Here is an 18494-nt window from a genome sequence, read left to right as displayed (position 1 = left end):
ATTTCAACAACCGGCGATTATTCGACGGTTTCAGCTTCCGGCTAATCAATTGCGACTGAAACCCATCCTGCGAACCCGTATTGCATGTGAAACTCAGGCGATGCGGCGAGCGAGCTGCCGGTCAGCGCTTTTCCCACTCGACCAGGGCGGGCAGCTTGTCCACCTGCGCGATAAAGACGTAGCCCGCGCCGCGTTCGGTCTTGATGTAACGCGGGTTCGCGCAATTAGCGAGCGGAGTCCAACGCTGTCCGTCACCCATTTCAAATGCAATCCAGTGAATCGAGCTTTGCCTTCGGCGTGCGAACTCCCTGTCAATGCGCGCCATGAAGACAGGTCAGCAAAACCGAAAGCGAGACCAAGGAAACCGCGGTGGAGAGCAGAATGATGCGCGAGGTCAGCGATGCATCGCGCTTGTAGTGCTCGGCCAGCATGTAAGGCCCGGTGCCAGTCGGCAGTGCGGCCAGCATCACGACGATCTGGCCCAGCGAGGCAGGCAGCGCAAAAACGCGAAACGCGAACCACCAGGCGACCAGTGGCTGCATCAGCAGCTTCGCGAGCATTAGCAGCACGCTATCGCGCGCCGTGCCGCGCGCCGGACTGCGTTTTTCGGCAAGGAACATTCCGAGCCCCACAAGCGCGGCCGGGGTTGCGGCGCCGCCAAGCAGGCTCAGGAACGAGCCGGCCGCTCCGGGGAGTTTCAGCTTCAGTCCGGACACCAAGGCTCCCGCAAGCGGGGCAACGATCATTGGGTTGCGCGCAAGCCCTCTGACCACCTTGAGTACCATCTTGAGGCGGTTTGCCTCCTCTTGCAGGCCGAACTCCATCAGCACGCAGGTGACGCCGAAGAGGACCGTTGCGACCAGGATATTGACGATGGTGGCCGCCGTGAGGCTCGCGGGCCCGAACGCAAGCAGGCACAGCGGGAAGCCTATAAAGCCTGCGTTTGGATAGGACGCAGCGATGGCGTCGATGCTGGCATCGGCCAGGCGGCGGCCCGAGATCATGCGCCACACGAGCACGGCGGCAAACACCGCGGCGCATGACAGGGCAAATGTCGTGGCCAGTGCGGGCTGGTCGAGATCGTGCCATGACGTGCGAGCCATGGCGGAGAACAGCAACGCGGGAAACGCCAGATGAACGACGAACCGGTTGAGCTCCGACGCCGCCGCGGGGCCGAACCAACCCAACCGGCGGGCGACGAAGCCCGCCGCGATCAGGGCGAAGATGGGCAAAAGGATATGCGCTGCAGAAGCCACTTTGAGGTTACCTTTACGTTTACTTTCGGCACAGACTACGGCCGCGCCGCGCGCGGGGGCGCCGCGTCGTCGCTTCAATGCAGCTTGATGCGAGGGCTCGTCGACCGGCGCAGCCAGTTCGCCACGGTGTCGAGCGCCATGCGCCGGATGCCGTACAACGCCGCGACGTGCATACGCTCGAGCGACGCGTACAAACCGCGCGCAACCCAGCCGGCGACATACATGCCCTCACCGCTGCCCGCCACGAGGTTTCCGACCGCGCCGAACCGGCTAAGCGAAACCAGAGACCCAAAGTCGCGATACTTGAACTGTGGCAGCGTCTTGCCCTCGACCCGGCATGTGAGCGCTTCGACCAGAAAGGCGGCCTGCTGATGCGCGGCTTGCGCGCGCGGCGGCACGCCGCCGCTTTTTCCCGGCCATTCGCAGGCTGCGCAGTCGCCGAGCGCGAAGACGTCGTCGTCGGTTTCGGACTGGAGCGTGTCGCGCACGACCAGTTGGCCGCGCCGATTGACGTTCAAGCCGTCGAGCAGGGAAAGCACCGGGGGCGCCGTCACGCCCGCGGACCAGACCGTCAAGTCCGCGCGTATCCGCTGGCCGCTGCCCGTGAGGACACTGCCGGGGAGCACCTGCGCGACGGACTCTCCCACCATCAACGTCACGCCCAGCTGGTCGAGACGTTCAGCCGTTGCGCGCGCCACGCGCTCGGGAAGCGCTGGCAGGATGCGCGGCCCCGCCTCGATGACGACGATTCCCACGTCGTGGGTCGGGTCGAGATCGTGAAGTCCATATTGCGACAATTCGCAGGCGGCGTCGCGCAGCTCCGCCGACAGTTCGACGCCCGTTGCCCCAGCCCCGACGATGACGACCTGCATGCGCGGCGCGAGGGCGCCGTTCTCACTGCCGCAGGCCGGCGCGGCCCCGCCGGCCCGTCTGCACGCTTCGATGAAGCGCCTGCGAAAGCGCTCGGCCTGGGCGACCGAGTCGAGCGCGATCGCATGACTGGCCGCGCCCTCCACGCCGAAGTACTGAGTCGTGCTGCCGATCGCGACGACCAGCGTGTCGTAGTCGAGCGCGCGCTGCGGCAACAACTCGACACCCTGATCGTCATGCACGGCGCCGAGCATCACCTGCTTTGACGAACGCGAGAGCCCGACCAGCTCGCCCTGATGGAAATCGAATCCGTGCCAGCGAGCCTGGGCGGCATAGGAAAGCTCGTGGGAGGCCGGGCTCATGCTGCCCGCCGCCACCTTGTGCAGCAGGGGCTTCCAGACATGGGCGGGGTGGCGGTCGACCAGCGTGATGCAAACATTGCCCTCGCGTTGACGCTTGCGCAGGCCGAAGCGGTTGCTCAGACGGGTCGCCAGCTCGAGGCCTCCGGCCCCGCCGCCTATGATTACGATGCGATGCATTCAGGCACCTGCCTTTCCATGGGTTCGATGTCGGTGCGCCAAACTGCGCCGGGCGGCGCAGTTCGAGACGCGGTCATGCGGCGGCGCTGAGGTCCCCGATGCTCCGATAATCCGCACGATATGCGCATGCGCGAATGTGAGCGGCCATGTCGGCGGGGCGCGGCGCACGGGCAAAGCCATGGTCATGGATGAAGTTCGCCACACGGGTGGCGACATGCAGCGAAGCTTCGAGAATCGATTGCTGCGGCGGATAGATCAATCCCTTCTCCAGGTCGGAGGCGGATACCTGTTCGGCTACTGCCTGCGCGGCAACGATGAACATTTCATCGGTCACGCGGGTGGCCTCGGTCGCGTAGATCGCCATGCCCAGTGCGGGGAAGATATACACATTGTTGCCTTGCCCCGGGACGAAGGTGCGGCCGTTGAACGTGACGGGCGCGAACGGACTGCCGCTCGCGAAAATCGCACGGCCATCGGACCAGCGATAAGCCTCCTCGGCCGTGCATTCGGAACGCGAGGTCGGGTTCGAGTAGGGGAAGATGATGGGCCGCTCGTTGAGCGCGCTCATGGCTTCGATCACGTCCTTGTCGAACAGGTGCGGGACGGTGCTCACGCCGATGATGCCCGTCGGGCGCAATGCCCGGATCGCGTCGACGAAGCGGTCGACCGGTGAGTGGTCGAGTGCGAAGGGGCGCTGGAAGTCGGCCAGATCGTCGCGCGAACTCACCAGCAGGCCGTTCGCGTCGAACAGCGCGGTGCGTTGCAGCGCTTCTTCGCGCGACAGCCCCTCCTGCATCATGGCCTGCGTGATCAGGCCCGCGATGCCGGTTGCCGCGGCGCCTGCGCCGAGGAAGAGGAAGCGCTGTTCCGAGAGTTTTTGACCGGTGATGCGCAGGCCGCCATAGATGCCGGCGAGGGCGATCGCGGCTGTGCCTTGAATGTCGTCGTTGTACGTGCAGATGCGGTCCCGGTAACGGGCAAGCAGCGCGACCGCGTTGAAGTTCGCGAAGTCTTCCCACTGAATGCAGCACTTCGGAAAGCGCGCCTGGACCGCTTCGACGAATTCCGCCAGGAAGGCGTCGTATTCTTCGCCGCGTACGCGCTCACGGCGCAGGCCGAGATACAGGGGGTCGTCCAGCAGGGCCTGGTTGTTCGTCCCGACGTCGATCATGACCGGCAGGCAGACTTCCGGTGGGACACCCGCGCAGGCGGTATAGAGCGCGAGCTTTCCGATCGGAATCCCCATGCCGCCGACGCCCAGGTCGCCCAGTCCCAGAATGCGCTCGCCATCCGTCACCACGATGAAGCGAACGTCTTCGACCGGCCAGTTGGCGAGGAGTTCGTCGACGCGGCCGCGAGCCGTGATCGGAAGGTACACGCCTCGCGTCGCACGGAAGATATGGTCAAACTTCTGACACGCCTCGCCCACGGTCGGGGTGTAGACGATCGGCATGAACTGGGCGGGATCGGACATGACCGTCGCATAGAACAACGTTTCGTTGCGGGCCTGCAGATCGGACAGCAAGAGGTACTTCTGAAGGTCGTTGTCCAGTGCTGCGACTTCGGCCTTGACTCGCGCGACTTGCCGGTCCAGCGGCAGCACCGTGGGGGGCAGCAGCCCCTCGAGCCCAAAGCGGCGGCGCTCCTCTTCGCTAAAGGACGTGCCCCGGTTGCTGCGGGGATCTCGAAGGATTTGACGTGCGGTCCGTGTGTTACTCGTGCTCATAACATGCTCCACAGTTTTTTCACATGACATCGGCGGCAGCCGCCCGCAAGCGCGCGGTTGTAACGCCCCAGGCAATGTCCGGTTGGTGGTTGCCTGCTTTCGGGACTCATTCTTGTTCCCCTGAGGCAGGGTTGTCCATATCTCCCGATTTACAAATGAAACCTGCGTGAAGTCATAGATAAAGAAATGCCCCTGGCAAATGAATTTTAATTTACAAAGGAATGCGAAATACGCTGAAAGACTCGTGCCCGGCTTGATCCGGTGACAAAAACGGGGAGACCTCTTCGCAATCGTTACGACTGTAACCGCTTACGCGCCGCGTTGAAATGGTTTGCTAACCGTCGGACAAAATACTCCACGTTCCCCCCCATCGCCAAGGAAGGCCCAATGCTCGTGAAATTTCATTTAGTTTTCTCATCGGGATTGGCATCGGCGGTATCTTTCAACGCCTCGCTGTATCACGCTAGACATTCGAACTGACTGAACCAGACGTTGCGGACACCCATTCATGAACGCCATTGTCCTCGTTGCGCTGCGCCGTCCATTGACCTTCGTGGTGATGAGCATACTTATCATCCTCGGGGGGCTATCGGCAATCAGCAAGACACCCACAGATATCTTTCCTGCCATCCGTATTCCCGTTGTCGCAGTCGTGTGGACCTATACCGGGCTGATGCCGCAAGACATGTCCGGGCGCGTCGCGTACTACTACGAACGCGCGCTGACCGCCACAGTCGACAATATCGAACACATTGAGAGTCAGTCGCTCTATGGGCGCGCCGTCGTGAAGATCTTCTTCCAGCCCGGCACCGACATCGACGCGGCGCAGGCGCAGGTGGCCTCGATCTCACAAACCGTGCTCAAGCAGATGCCCGCGGGCATTACGCCGCCGCAGGTCCTGTCGTACAGTGCCTCATCCGTGCCGGTGCTCGATCTGCAGGTGTCGGCGTCGAACATGACTGCCGCCCAGGTCTACGACATGGCATCGAACCTGATCCGGCCCGCGCTGGTGTCGGTGCCCGGCACGTCAATCCCGAGCCCGTATGGCGGTGCGCCGCTGTACGTGGAGGTCGATCTCAATCAGGCGGAGCTGCTCGCGCATGGCCTTTCCGCCGCGGACGTAGCCGCGGCGCTGAGCCACGAGAACGTCGTGCTGCCGGCGGGTGACCAGAAGATCGGCGCGCTCGATTTCATGGTGGAGACCAACTCCACGCCGGTTGCGGTATCGACGTTCAACAACCTGCCCATCAAGACCGTCAATGGCGCCACGGTCTACCTGCATGATGTCGCCTATGTCCACCGCGGTCCCTCGCCGCAGATGAACGCCGTGCTCGTCAAGGGCAAGCAGTCGGTGCTCATCGAAATCCTGAAGAGCGGCAATGCTTCGACGCTAGCGGTGGTGGCCGGCGTCAAGAAGGCGCTGCCCGCCATCGAGCGGACGCTGCCGCCCGGCGTGAAGATCACGCCGCTGAACGACGCATCGGGCTTCGTGAGCGACTCGATTCGTGAGGTCGTGCAGGAAATGTTGACGGCCGCCGTCCTTACGGGCATGACGGTGCTGCTATTTCTCGGCAGCTGGCGCTCCACGATCATCGTGGCGACCTCCATTCCGCTGGCGATCCTCTGCTCCGTGATCATGCTGCACCTGACCGGGCAGACCATCAACGTGATGACACTAGGCGGTCTGGCGCTCGCGGTGGGCATTCTCGTCGACGATGCCACCGTCATGATCGAGAACATCGACTCGCACCTTGAGTCCGGTGCGGAACTCGAACCTGGCATCATCGCGGCGGCGAACCAGATCGTGGTGCCCACACTGGTGGCCACACTTTGCATCTGCATTGTCTGGCTGCCGATGTTCCAGCTCGGCGGCATCTCAGGCTACCTCTTCCGTCCGCTTGCGGAAGCCATCATCTACGCAATGATCGCTTCGTTCATCCTCTCGCGTACGCTCGTGCCCACCATGGCTGCGTGGCTGCTTCGCGGCCAGGTACAGGGGCACGGCGGCGACCACGGCAATCCCGGGTTCTTCAAGCGGTTCCAGCGGGGCTTCGAGCGTCGTTTCACGAGGTTCCGCGAGCGGTACCGGGTGGTCCTCACGAGCGCCGTGCACCATCGGCGCCGTTTCGTGCTGGTATTCGTCGCGTGTACCGTCGCCTCGATGAGCCTGATCGCCTTCCTCGGGCGTGACTTCTTTCCCGGCATCAAATCCGGCGAGATCGCGATGCACATGCGCGCGCCGATCGGCACGCGTCTGGAAGACGCAAGCCGTAACGCAGTGCTCGTGAACCAGGCGATCCGTCAGATCCTGCCGGGCCAGGTGACGAACCTGGTCGATAATTGCGGCCTGCCGGCGAGCGGCATCAACGAAGCCTACAGCGCGGACGGCACCATCGGGCCGCAGGACTGCGACATTGAAATTGGTCTGAAGAACGATGCGTCGCCCGTCGACGATTACCGCTTCAAGCTGCGCCGCGAACTGCCGAAGCTGTTCCCGAGCACCGAATTCTCGTTCTTGCCCGGGGACATCACGGCGAAGATCCTGAACTTTGGACTGCCCGCGCCCATCGACGTGCAGATCTCGGGCCGGGGGCAAGCGGCCAATATGGCGTTTGCACAACAGCTCGCGGCGCGCCTCAGGAAGGTTCCGGGGACCGCGGACGTGCGCATCCAGCAGGCATTCAACGAACCGACTCTGCTCGTCGCCGCTGACCGCTCTTTTGCCTCGGGCATGAGCCTTTCGGAGTCCGATGTTGCGAACAATGCGCTCGCGACGCTCTCGGGCAGCGGCCAGACCGCGCCGACCTATTGGCTGGACACGACGAGCGGCGTTTCGCACCTCGTCAACATGCAGACGCCTCAGGACCAGCTCACCTCGATGAACGACCTCGAGACGATTCCGATCGACGAGGGGACTGGCGCACCGAGCGGCAAACGCATGGAACTGCTGGGCGCGCTTGGGCGCATCACACAGACGGGCACGCCGCTGCTGGTGTCGCACTACAACATTCTTCCGGTGGTGGATATCTACGTCAGCAATCAGCGACGCGATCTGGGCGCCGTGTACGACGACGTTCAGCAGGCCATTCACGAGATGGCGCCTCAACTGCCGCATGGCGCAAGCGTCCACGTGCGTGGACAGGCAACGACCATGATGAGCGCCTACATCGAGCTGATAGGCGGGCTGGTGGTATCGGTGCTGCTGGTCTACCTGGTGATTGTCGTTAATTTCCAGTCGTGGCTCGACCCGTTCATCATCATTACGGCGCTCCCGGGCGCGCTCGCCGGCATCGTATGGAGTCTGTTCCTCACGCACACGCACCTTTCGGTTCCGGCGCTCACCGGCGCCATCATGTGCATGGGCACCGCCACCGCCAACTCGATCCTCGTCGTCTCGTTCGCCCGCGAACGTCTGGCGGCGCACGGCAACGCCGTCGCGGCCGCGATCGAAGCGGGCTACGCGCGGATCCGTCCGGTCATCATGACGGCGCTCGCAATGATCATCGGCATGCTGCCCATGTCCTTCAGTAATTCGCAGAACGCCCCGCTCGGCAGGGCCGTAATCGGCGGCTTGCTGGTCGCCACGTTTGCCACTTTGCTATTTGTTCCCTGCGTCTTTGCCATCATGCATCGCAGCAACAAGAAAGCCACGGAGTCTCATCAATGAACGTACATCGCGAGGTAGAGCTGGAGGCCCAGGCTCCGAGCCGTACCCGACCCAAGCTGATCGCGGCGGTCGCCGCCTTGATACTGGGAGGGCTGGTGATCCACGGGATCGTCGAACGCCACGACAACGTGGCAGATCTGCAGAACGTCGCTGACCAGGACGCCATTGCCCCCGTTCAGGTGACCTCCCCGGCCGCGGGGCCGGCGACGCGTTTGGTTACGCTGCCGGGCAACGTCAAGGCGTGGTACACCGCGCCGATCTATGCGCAGGTATCGGGCTACGTGCACAAGTGGTACGTGGATTACGGGGCGTTCGTGAAGGCCGGCACGTTGCTCGCCGCGATCGATGCGCCGACCGTCGATGCGCAATACCAGGCCGCGCTCGCGAAGCTGGCGGTCGCGAAGACGAACAGCGTGCTCGCCGACGTCACCGCCACGCGCTGGAAGGCACTTTCCGGTACCGAAGCCGTGTCGCAGGAGGATGTCGACATCAAGGTGGCCGATGCCGCCGCGAAGAAGGCGCAGGTACAAGCCGCCCAGGACGAGGTGCAGCGCGACCTCGCGCTGACGAAGTTCGAGCGCATCGTAGCGCCCTTCGACGGCATCGTGACCGCGCGCAATACCGACATCGGCAACTACGTGAGTCCCGCGGGGGGCGATGTCAGTTCGCACGGCGCGGCGGCCGAACTGTATTCGGTGGCCGACGTGCACGCCATGCGCATCTTCGTTTCGGTACCACAGGATTATGCAGCGATGCTGAACGCGGGGCTCCACGCCACGTTTACGGTGCCGCAGTATCCGGGGCGCGTATTCGATGCACAGCTCGTGACCACCGCCAACGCATTCGATCCACAGACGAGAACCGTGGTGGCCGAACTGGTCGCACAGAATCCCGAGCATCTGCTGTGGCCAGGCACCTATGCAACGGTGCACTTCGAGGTTCCCTCGGACAAGAACGTCCTCGTCATTCCTGAGCAGGCGTTGCTGTTCCGCGATCAGGGCATGCAGGTCGCGCTCGTCGATTCGCACGACAGGGTCCATCTCCAGAACGTGAAGCTCGGACTCAACCTCGGTCAGGACGTGCAGGTCGTGTCGGGCCTCAAGCCCGACGATCGCGTGATCGTCAGTCCGTCCGCCGGGATACTCGAAGGTCAGCAGGTGCGCATCGTGAGCGGCGTGCCGGGCATCGGGCCGGGCAATGCGGCTGGAACCCCCCAGGGGCAACCGCAGGCGCCAGTGCAAGCGCATGCCGACAATGCGGGGAACAATCCAAAATGAAATCTCCAATCAAGATCGCACTGCGCCGGGCTGGCGTACTGCTGGCGCTCCTCGCGCCCCTCGCCGCATGCAGTCTCGCGCCGACCTACAAGCCGCCCAAAACGGTGCTGCCCGACAGCTACCAAGGGACCGGACCGTTCGTGCTCGCGCGGCCCGGCGATCAGCTCTCGCGCGGCCCCTGGTGGGAAGTTTTCAAGGACCCGCAACTCGACACCCTGGAACGCGAGCTGGATGCTTCGAATCCGACACTGCGCGCCGAGCAGGAAACGTATACGCAGGCGCGCGACGTCGTGGCCGAGGCCCGTTCGCAACTGTTCCCCCAGTTGAGCGCGCAGGCGTTCGCGACGGACAACGGCTTGTCGAAGCACGCACTCTTTCACAGTGCCAGTTCCGGATCGCCGCTCGAAGAGTCTTCACTGGGATATGGCGCGGCCGCGACCTGGGAGCCTGACCTGTGGGGCGAGATCCGTAACCGGACGAACTATGCGAAGGCCAACGCCCAGGCTGCCGCGGCCATGGTCGCCTCGGCGCGGCTTAGCCTCGAAATGGAACTGGCGGACGACTACGTGAAGCTGCGAGGTCTGGACGAGCAGCACGTGATCTATACGAACACAGTCCGGTCGTACAACGAGGCCCTCAAGCTCACTTCGCTGCGCTACGACCGGCAGATCAGTCCGGGCCTCGACGTTGAGCGGGCGCGCAACCAGCTGGCCGCCGCGCAGGCAGCCGATACGGAGATCGAGGCGCAGCGCGCCGTGCTCGAGCATGCGATCGCGGTGCTGGCGGGCGTCAATCCGTCGACGTTCACCTTGGCGCCCGAGGGGCTTGCGCATCTGAGCATGCCGGTCGTTCCGGTTGGCGTGCCCTCTGCACTGCTGCAGCGGCGCCCGGACATCGCGGCGGCGGAGCGCAGGATGGCTGCCGCCAATGCAGCGGTGGGCGTGGCGCGTGCCGCGTTCTACCCCAATATCGATCTGGCCGCCAGCTTCGGCTTCGAGGACAACGGGCTTGCGCTCGCGGCGCTGCCGGAGAGTCTGTGGTCGGTAGGCGCTTCGGCGATGTTGCCGCTGTTCGAGGGCGGCCTGCGCCGGGCAGAGCTTCAGCAAAGCTGGTCCACCGTGCACCAGGCCGCCGACAACTATCGTGCGACCGTGCTGGATGCATTCCGGCAGGTCGAGGATGAGCTTGCACTCACCGACAAGCTCGCGACGGAGTACGGACAACAACGCGACGCGGTCACCGCGGCGGTGAAGGTCCAGACGATCGCGATGGAGCTATACACGAGCGGCCTCGACAACTATCTGAACGTGACCGTGGCGCAGGTCGCGGCGCTCAACGCGGAGTTGTCGGCGGCGAAGGTGCATGCAAGGCGGCTGCAGGCGGCTGTCGACCTGGTCGGCGCGTTGGGGGGCGGCTGGACGGCGGCGGCGCTGCCGACGCCGCAGCAGACCGTCCCGTTTTCGCCGCTCGCGCTGCACTCGTCGCACGCACTGGCGTCGATGCCAGCAGAGTAGTGGCTCAGGCTTGACGCGACACGGCGGCAACGGCCGGAAAGCGGCCGGGATGCGCGTCCCCGTACCGGAAATCACACAATGATCCGCGCAGGATGGCAGCATCCAGGCTGCCGCGCAACGATTGCACCGGATGCCTTCAATCTGGCCGCGCGCATAAAACAGCCTGAAGACGAGTTGGGTATCGATCTGTTCATACGAGAAAGGCCGCGGCTTAGTTTGTCCGCCAATGGCTGGGCCTTCCTCGATTACGGTGCGACGCTGCTGGACCTCGCCAATGAAGCGCGACGGTCTGTAACGGATAGCAAGCGCTATCGGGATCTGGAAGCGGCGAAACAAACGCGCCTGTTCGCCATGCGCGCATGCAATCCGCGAGACCCGAGCCCTGGCTTGTCTGCTGACATGGCTTCTTCTCCGGGTTGATACAAGCGTAGCCGCGTGCAGGTCGCGTTCGAACTCGAAGCGCACCGGGTCACATGACGCCGTTCCAAATTTGCCGCTCATTTGACGAAGGATCGGAAACCATCACCGGCTGATCCTGTAGGAGCATCGTCCGCCGCGACTCGGAGCCCGTCGTTTCGTAGCGTTGCCATGTTGGCAGCCCCTCGGCCGCGGGAGGGGAACCTTTTATGAACGAAACCCAAGCCGAATGAACCTGTTTGGCGAAGGCCTCAGGCGCCGACGCCCCCCTGTAAAACAAATCGCGGAAAGCCGGATCCTGAAAGTTGTCCCAGACCAGCGGCAACTCACTGGTATGCGGAACCAGTCCCGCATAGCGGCCTTCGGCGATCGGCCTTTCGAATCGGAAAGCATAGGTCTCTCCTCCTGAAGCGGCATGCGCCTCAGCAAGACGGACTGTCGGAATCCAGTATTCTTCTGCTGTAACAAGACGGACGCGGCGTTCAAACGGAGAGAGTGCCGGGAACGCATGCGCGTATTTGTCGGCAATGAGGGATAGGGTATCCAGCTTGATATTGGCGAGTTCCTTTGAACTGATCGGTCGATCTGCCTTCGGGTCGCTGTTATGACTTTCTACCAGGTCCTGCGGAAAAAACAGAACGCTCTCGTCGCGATTGGTGCCTATCAGCAAACGGACATCTTTCCCATAACCTGCCGTCACAGAGTCAATCGGTCTTTGCAGCATCGTCTTGCCGTCGACCACAGAGCGGAACGCAAAGGCGCGCGGATAGGCGGCCACCGTGGCGGTTTGAACTTTAAGCAAGTCGTCGGACCCGACGCGCAACAGATCTTCACGCCTGAGGCCCGCTTTCGCAAACTCGCCCATGAACAGATCCGCGACACCGTGAGCCTCATCCAGATTGTGGACGGTATGACCGCCACCGCTCTGCACGATTGCCGATTGGAATAGTCCGCGAGCCGCCGGAATGCTCAGAAGAGCAGAGACATTTTTTGCTCCGGCCGATTCACCCGCAACGGTCACTCGGTCAGGGTCGCCACCAAAGGCGGCGATATTGTTCCGAACCCACTGCAAGCCAAGAATCTGGTCGTGAAGAGGGTTGTTTCCGCTGCCCTGGTATTCACCTCCAAGAATCTCCCCGAGCTCCAGAAAACCAAAAGCGCCAATGCGATACCCGATCGTCACGCAAACAACGCCATCTCTTGCGAAAGCACTGCCGTCGTAGATGGCTTGACTCGTTGCGCCAAAGGTGTTCCCACCCCCGTAAATCCAAACGAAAACAGGGTGCGGCCCAGCTTCTCGCGGTGCCCATACGTTGAGATAAAGACAGTCTTCGCTGCATTTCGCATCGCCAAGCATGGGCAGCCTTGTTCCGGGGAGCGATCGCCTCTCCTGCATAGGAGCGGGCCCAAAACTGGAGGCTGACCGAACCCCTGAACTTCGCGGCATAGGCACCGCCTGGCGAAACCGAAGTGCGCCCACCGGAGGCTGGGCGAACGGAATCCCCTTGAAGACGTTGTAATTCGGATAGGCCACGCCCCGCACCGCCCCATCAGGGGCATTCACTGACACGAAGTCCGTGGACAATTTTTCATTTACCTGAGCGAAAGCGCGCACATTCAGTTGCGTTACCGCCACGCCGAAAGCGCCGGCCAGGAAGGCTCTTCGTCCGATCATTTTTTTCTTCTCCATCATTTAAGTCGGTTGACATTCACCAATGGCAAAAGGTGAAAGTCAGACGGCGGAATGCAAAGCGTTGGAAGACGACACGGCATCAAGCAACGGCGGGTGCGTGACGATGGACTTCAGGTCCACCTTCGCTGCCAGCAGCTTCGTGGCATCGGGAATGGGGCGGCGCATTTCGTCGGACGACGCGAAGAGCGTTTCGAACGCGCGCGCCACATCGAGCAGTGCGAGATCACCACGGAACGCGCCGATCATCTGAAGTCCGAACGGCATGCCGCGATGATCGACGCCGCACGGCAGCGACAACGCCGGATTGGTCGCGAGCGTCACGACATAGGTGAGTGACAGCCAGCGATAGTAGTTCTCCAGCGCGACGCCGTTCACCGACTTCAGATATGGCTGCGCCCACGGAAACGGCGAGACAGGCGTCGTTGGAGAGAGAATCACGTCGTAGCGGTCGAACAGCGTCTGGAAGCGTCGGAACAAGCCCGTCTGGTCGCCATGCGCGCGCACGCAATCCGCGAGACCCAGGCCAATGCCCATCTCATAGTTCGCGCGCGGATTTGGCCCGAGCGAGCCGGGATCGGTCTCATAGGCCTTTTGCAGGCCCGCGACAAAGGCTTCCGCGCGCAGTACGTCGAAGCAGCGATGTGCGTCACCGAAGTCCACTTCGATCGGCTCGCAAACCGCCACCTCCTTGCGCAGAAAGTCGATTTTGCGGCGGAATACGGCGCGGATATCGTCATCCACTTCGCAGACGCCGAAATCCTCTGTGTAACCGGCGCGTAGCTTCGACAAGTCCGTGGGCGCACGGTCGTCCATCGTCGGATTCATGGCGAAGGAGTAGCCGAGAGGGTCGCTGCCCGACTGGCCGACCGTCGCCGCGAGTTGCAGCCATGTGTCTTCGACGTTGCGCCCCATCGGCCCAACCACGGCAATCGGCGTCCAGCCGAGCGGCTTGCGATCGCTCGGCACGAGTCCCGGCGAGGTGCGCAGTCCGACCACGCCGCACTTCGCCGCTGGAATGCGCAGCGAGCCGCCTGTGTCGGAACCGCTGGCAAGCGGCACCATATCGAGCGCGAGAGCGGCGGCTGAGCCACCCGACGAGCCGCCCGCATTCAGGCGCGGATCGAACGGGTTGCCCGTCGCACCCCACACGGGATTGAAGCTGTTCGCACCCGCGCCCATTTCCGGCACGTTGGTCTTGCCGACGACGATCGCACCCGCTGCGCGCAGGCGGCGCACCAGCGTGTTGTCGTGCGCAGGCACGTTTGCGCGATAGAGCGGCGAGCCATACGTGGTCAGAATGCCTTCGGTCTCTTCGAGATCCTTGATGCCGATGGGCAAGCCGTGCAGGGGACCTACGGCGTCGTCGCGTGCGAGCGCGGCGTCGGCCGCGCGGGCTTCGATGCGCGCGCGTTCAAAGCTGGTCGCCGTGATGGCGTTGACAAACGGATTGAGTGCATCGATTCGCGCGATGCAGGCCTCGAGTAATTCGACGGCGGAGATTTCGCGCGCCTGCAACAGCGCACGGAGCGCGACGGCACTGTGGCGGGTGAGTTCGAAACGGTCGTCCATCGGGCAGTCCTTTGAGCGGTAGTGCAAGAATGCGCTCAATGTAGACGACGAGAAAAACGGCTACCAGCGACGTTTATCGAACGGTGATTTCACTTTTTATCAACGCGAGCGGGCCACGTCAGTTCGTCGCTCAGGCGCTCGATGAACGATTGCAGAAGCGGCGGCAGCGCGCGCCGCGCAAGGGTTTGTATTTCGATGGCGCGTTCGCTCGTTGCGAGTTCAGGAACGGGCAACGCAACAAGCTCTCCGGACGCGAGACGCCGGCGCACGAAGAGCTCGCCGCTGAATGTCACGGCGTCGCTTGCGAGTGTGAAGCCGATGAGCGTTTCGAGCGTTGCGCTGCTGAGCACGCTCTTGCACGCAACGCCCTCCCGGCTGCAATAGATGTCGATCAGCTTGTGCAGGGTCGAATGAATGCCCGGCAACGCGAGAGGATACGCCAGCAACTCGCGAAACGACACCTGCGAACACTGCGCCAGCGGATGAGACGACGCGACGATTGCGAATACGGGCGAAGGCGCCGAAAACGCGATGTGAATGTCCTTCTCAGGTCCAAAGCTGAACGTGAGGCCGATATCGGCTTGCGCCTCGCGCACGCGCTGTGTGACGCCGGCGGCTGTATCGACGACGACTTCGAATGATGCCGGCGCGACAGTGCGACGGAAATCCGCCATCGCGCGCGGCAGGAAGGTGCCCGCGAAACCTTCCGTGCAGGCGATGCGGATCGTGCGTTCGGCTGCGCCGCGAAGCGCATCGATTTCCAGCGAAATCTGTTCAGCGTCGAGCTGCGATCGGCGCGCGTATGTGGCGAGTATTTCGCCCGCCTTGCTTGGCACCATGCCACGCGATTGCCGCATAAAAAGCGGCGTGCCGAGTTCGCCTTCTAGCCGCGTGATCTGCCGGCTCACGGCGGACGGCACGACGTTCAGCCGACGGGCGGCATCAACGATGGAACCGGTGTTGACGACTTCGAGGAAATAGCGGACGGCGGCTTCCTGAAGAATGCGGGCGCTCATGAGGGATGGATGGAAAGACGCGGAATGCTCCATCATAGCGCCTGCATGCCTGGCGAAGCGATCAGGCCTCTTCGGCGGCGCCGAGGTGTGCCTCGGCTTCGGGCGACAGGCGGATCGACAGACTGGTGATGAACGCGAGCACTGTCGCCACGATCAGGAAGCCGAACACGGCGTTGTAGTTGCCTGTCGTCGAGACGAGCAGGCCAATGGCCGCCGGCGCGACGAATCCCGCGATCTGTCCACCGAAGTTGACCATGCCCGCGCCCGTGCCGATGAGCTTTTGCGGCAGAAATTTGGTCGGCAGCGCGAACACGCCGGCGAATACGAACGACTTGAAGAAGTAGACGATCGATTGATATGCGATCACGCCCGTGACCGTTTGGGCCGTGTACATCTCGTAGAGGAACACGCCGGAAAGCGCGCAGCACGCGGCCATCAGCCACTTCTCCCGGCCGTCGAACCAGCGCGTGAGAATCCAGCCGCCGAGAGCCGTCGATACGCTCGCAGCGACGAACGGCAGCGGCGTGAGCATGCTGACCGCTTTTAGATCGAGATGACGTTCGGTCAGGAGATACGCGGGCATCCACGCATCGAGTCCTTTGTTGACGATGCCCATGCCAAACCATGTGAGCAGAATCTTCCACATGAGCGGCGTTCTAAGTAGCGCGCGCGTCGCCGCGCCGTCGATGGTTGTGGAACGGCCAGCCGAATCGCGCTTCTGAGGTGTGTCCTTCACCGCGAACAGATAGAAGAGCGCAAACACGAGACCGACGCCGCCTGCGACAAAAAACGCATGACGCCAGCCGAGACACAAGATGAGAGGCGCGATGGCGAGCGGCGCGATGAAGCTGCCGACATAGTTCGACGACATCAGGAGCGCGGACATCTTCGGGCGATCCTCGCGCGCGCACGATTCGGTGACGCCCTTGACCGCCGCGCCGGGAAAACCGCCTTCGCCGAGACCGAAAATGAAGCGGATCGCGATCAGCGAGGCGAGTGACCACGCAAGACCCGTCATCAACGTGAACAGCGACCAGAACGCGACCGATACGACGATGACCTTTTTGCTGCCCCAGCGGTCGGCGATCCATCCGCCGGGAATCTGCATGGCGGCGTAGCTGATGTAGAACGTGCTCATGACGAAGCCGAGCGCGGCCGCACCGAGGTGGAGTTCGTTGCCGATGGCGACGAGCGACAACGCGATCGCCGAACGGTCGATGTAAGAGATGCCGTAGCCGAGATAGAGCAGCGCAAATACCGCGAGGCTGGCGCGCCTGCTTTTATTGGGGTCGATCATGGTGAGCATCTGCCGATAGAGAAAAGCCGGAGAAAGAACCGGGCCCGCGTCGGCCGCGCCGAGCCCTCCCGCCGCGGCTAGTCGGACTGATCCTAAGTAGCCGCAAATACGCCGACAAGTGACATATTCAGATGCCTTCGTTCGCGAAAGCTCATCGGAGAAGCGGGATCGACAGATGGTCCTGGCGTGCAGCGTTCTGTCTAATATCGAACGAACGCGCACCATCACTCGGGCTGGACGTACATGAAGGAGGGGCTTTTGGAGTATTCGATTTCGGTCTGACGTTGGGCGGCGCGTGCACTGCCAAAATCGCAAAGAATCTTGCGGTGACGCAGATCGCGGCCACGACGAAGCACAAGACAAGGCCGTGATGAACGAGGGGGCTGAATTGTGCCGTCACACCGCAATATTGTTGCGCCGCAGGGAACGCGCTCCCTCATGCGCGGCGAGTACGAACAGAATTCCGATGGTGCTGCCGAGCGCCACATCGATGAGGCGTGCGTCCGCGCAGAGCCAGGTGTGGCCCGAAATGACGATCGCGGCCCCATGCATCGCACACCGCACACCGAACGCCACCACGTAGCGGTGGAAAGCAACGAGCTCCAGCGCGATCGCGATCTCGACCGCATTGGCGAGCGCGTGGCTATGCGGCAAAAGCATCGCCACCAGCACGCCCGCCGGCACACCGACAATGGTGCCCGCCAGGCGGTCACGCCACTTTGAGCGTGCCGATTTCCAATCACCTGTCACAACGCTGAAGGCTGACCAGACGAACCACTCCTGATAGGGCATCGGATGCAAAGCGGCCAGGGCCGATGCCAATCCCACCGCGAGCACCCCGGCAACGATCGCCTCACGCAGCCCCGGTGAAGGCGGCTCGCTGATCAGCCTTAGCGCCAGCCAGCCGCGCTCGGAGCGTGGTTCACCCTGCGTGGCGTAGCTGACGATCGAGGCGACAATGACGGGCAGCGTTGCGGCCAGCGCGTAGGGCATGGCCTCTATGCCGGCGTTCAGATACGCATGGCCATGCGCCCCGCGCGCCGTTTCGCAGCCGAAGTACATGACGGGAATAAACGCAAAAAAGCCGGTCCAGCGCATCTCGCTGCCACCGGCGAGCAAGCTCGCACATGCGGCCGCAAGCAGCACAGAGACGCCGATATACGCGGCGGGTGTGCCATAAGAGGCGGTCACGGCGACGAAGGCCACGCCAATCGCGAGCGCGTAGAGCACGGCACCAAGCGGCGCCAGACGTCCGCGCTCTACCGCCACAAACGCAGACACAGTGACGACCGGTACGCTCAACCACTTGGTGTCACCCGTCACCCACTCGACGATAAAGATCGGCACGAGCAACGCGGCTGCGCGCAACAACATATTCCAGTTAATCAAGCGACTCAGCATTTCCCGACGAATTTCTGTAGCGATGGGAGTGCCGCCAGGCGTCCGTTGATACGGTCGCTGCAACGGTACCTTGCAAACGGATTCGGTGCCCTGCCGCGTGCCAGCACGTGACGCGGGTAGCGCGACGGGCGCCGAAACGACGGTCGAGGTTTACGCTGGAAACGCAATCGTGAAGTTGCGTTTTGCGCTGTTTCATGTGCCCACGCTCCCAAATTGTGAGCTTGTCTGCATCTCGCCGCCCTCGATCGCAAT

At 62.9% G+C, this 18494-nt stretch carries 13 protein-coding genes; 4 read left to right on the top strand and 9 right to left on the bottom strand.

Annotated features, from left to right (window positions below; translation table 11 throughout):
• Positions 1-121 precede the first annotated feature (121 nt).
• The 4 genes from AB3X98_RS37425 to AB3X98_RS37410 all read right to left on the bottom strand — a co-directional run bounded on the left by AB3X98_RS37425 (position 122) and on the right by AB3X98_RS37410 (position 4391).
• Positions 122-259, bottom strand: a complete 138-nt coding sequence (locus tag AB3X98_RS37425; protein WP_368605323.1) for a hypothetical protein — start codon at positions 257-259, stop codon at positions 122-124.
• Between the two features lie 52 nt (positions 260-311).
• A complete protein-coding gene (locus tag AB3X98_RS37420; protein WP_368605370.1) occupies positions 312-1256 on the bottom strand; it encodes an AEC family transporter in 945 nt (314 codons plus the stop codon).
• A 74-nt stretch (positions 1257-1330) separates the two neighbouring features.
• Positions 1331-2665, bottom strand: coding sequence for an NAD(P)/FAD-dependent oxidoreductase (locus AB3X98_RS37415; RefSeq protein ID WP_368605324.1), 1335 nt, complete (start codon positions 2663-2665; stop codon positions 1331-1333).
• Between the two features lie 73 nt (positions 2666-2738).
• Positions 2739-4391 carry an NAD-dependent malic enzyme gene (locus AB3X98_RS37410; RefSeq protein ID WP_368605325.1) on the bottom strand — a complete coding sequence of 551 codons (1653 nt, stop codon included), beginning with the start codon at positions 4389-4391 and terminating at the stop codon, positions 2739-2741.
• Between the two features lie 508 nt (positions 4392-4899).
• Between AB3X98_RS37410 and AB3X98_RS37405 the strand changes: the two genes are divergently transcribed.
• The 4 genes from AB3X98_RS37405 to AB3X98_RS37390 all read left to right on the top strand — a co-directional run bounded on the left by AB3X98_RS37405 (position 4900) and on the right by AB3X98_RS37390 (position 11269).
• Positions 4900-8058, top strand: coding sequence for an efflux RND transporter permease subunit (locus AB3X98_RS37405; protein ID WP_368605326.1), 3159 nt, complete (start codon positions 4900-4902; stop codon positions 8056-8058).
• Positions 8055-9335, top strand: coding sequence for an efflux RND transporter periplasmic adaptor subunit (locus tag AB3X98_RS37400; protein WP_368605327.1), 1281 nt, complete (start codon positions 8055-8057; stop codon positions 9333-9335). The genes AB3X98_RS37405 and AB3X98_RS37400 overlap by 4 nt, the downstream gene beginning before the upstream one ends.
• The gene (locus tag AB3X98_RS37395) at positions 9332-10849 is read left to right on the top strand and encodes an efflux transporter outer membrane subunit (protein WP_368605328.1); all 1518 of its coding nucleotides are present in this window, start codon (positions 9332-9334) and stop codon (positions 10847-10849) included. Before AB3X98_RS37400 ends, AB3X98_RS37395 begins: the two co-directional genes overlap by 4 nt.
• Positions 10850-10927: 78 nt before the next feature.
• Positions 10928-11269: a hypothetical protein gene (locus tag AB3X98_RS37390; protein ID WP_368605329.1), complete on the top strand. Its 342-nt coding sequence runs from the start codon at positions 10928-10930 to the stop codon at positions 11267-11269.
• Between the two features lie 49 nt (positions 11270-11318).
• Here the strand turns inward: AB3X98_RS37390 and AB3X98_RS37385 are convergent, their stop codons facing one another.
• The 5 genes from AB3X98_RS37385 to AB3X98_RS37365 all read right to left on the bottom strand — a co-directional run bounded on the left by AB3X98_RS37385 (position 11319) and on the right by AB3X98_RS37365 (position 18242).
• Positions 11319-12959, bottom strand: coding sequence for a carboxylesterase/lipase family protein (locus AB3X98_RS37385; protein WP_368605330.1), 1641 nt, complete (start codon positions 12957-12959; stop codon positions 11319-11321).
• A 39-nt stretch (positions 12960-12998) separates the two neighbouring features.
• On the bottom strand, positions 12999-14528 hold the full coding sequence (locus AB3X98_RS37380) for an amidase (RefSeq protein WP_368605331.1): 1530 nt from the start codon (positions 14526-14528) through the stop codon (positions 12999-13001).
• A gap of 89 nt (positions 14529-14617) precedes the next feature.
• Complete coding sequence (locus AB3X98_RS37375; RefSeq protein ID WP_302057739.1) at positions 14618-15544, bottom strand: LysR family transcriptional regulator; 927 nt, start codon at positions 15542-15544, stop codon at positions 14618-14620.
• Between the two features lie 61 nt (positions 15545-15605).
• A complete protein-coding gene (locus tag AB3X98_RS37370) occupies positions 15606-16841 on the bottom strand; it encodes an MFS transporter (RefSeq protein WP_368605332.1) in 1236 nt (411 codons plus the stop codon).
• A 396-nt stretch (positions 16842-17237) separates the two neighbouring features.
• The gene (locus tag AB3X98_RS37365) at positions 17238-18242 is read right to left on the bottom strand and encodes an FUSC family protein (protein WP_368605333.1); all 1005 of its coding nucleotides are present in this window, start codon (positions 18240-18242) and stop codon (positions 17238-17240) included.
• Positions 18243-18494 lie beyond the last annotated feature (252 nt).

It is taken from the genome of Paraburkholderia sp. BR14312, assembly GCF_040948675.1.
GTDB lineage: Bacteria > Pseudomonadota > Gammaproteobacteria > Burkholderiales > Burkholderiaceae > Paraburkholderia > Paraburkholderia nodosa_A.
The sequence above is the reverse complement of the archived record's forward strand: the minus strand, read 5'-3'. Positions and strand labels throughout refer to the sequence as shown.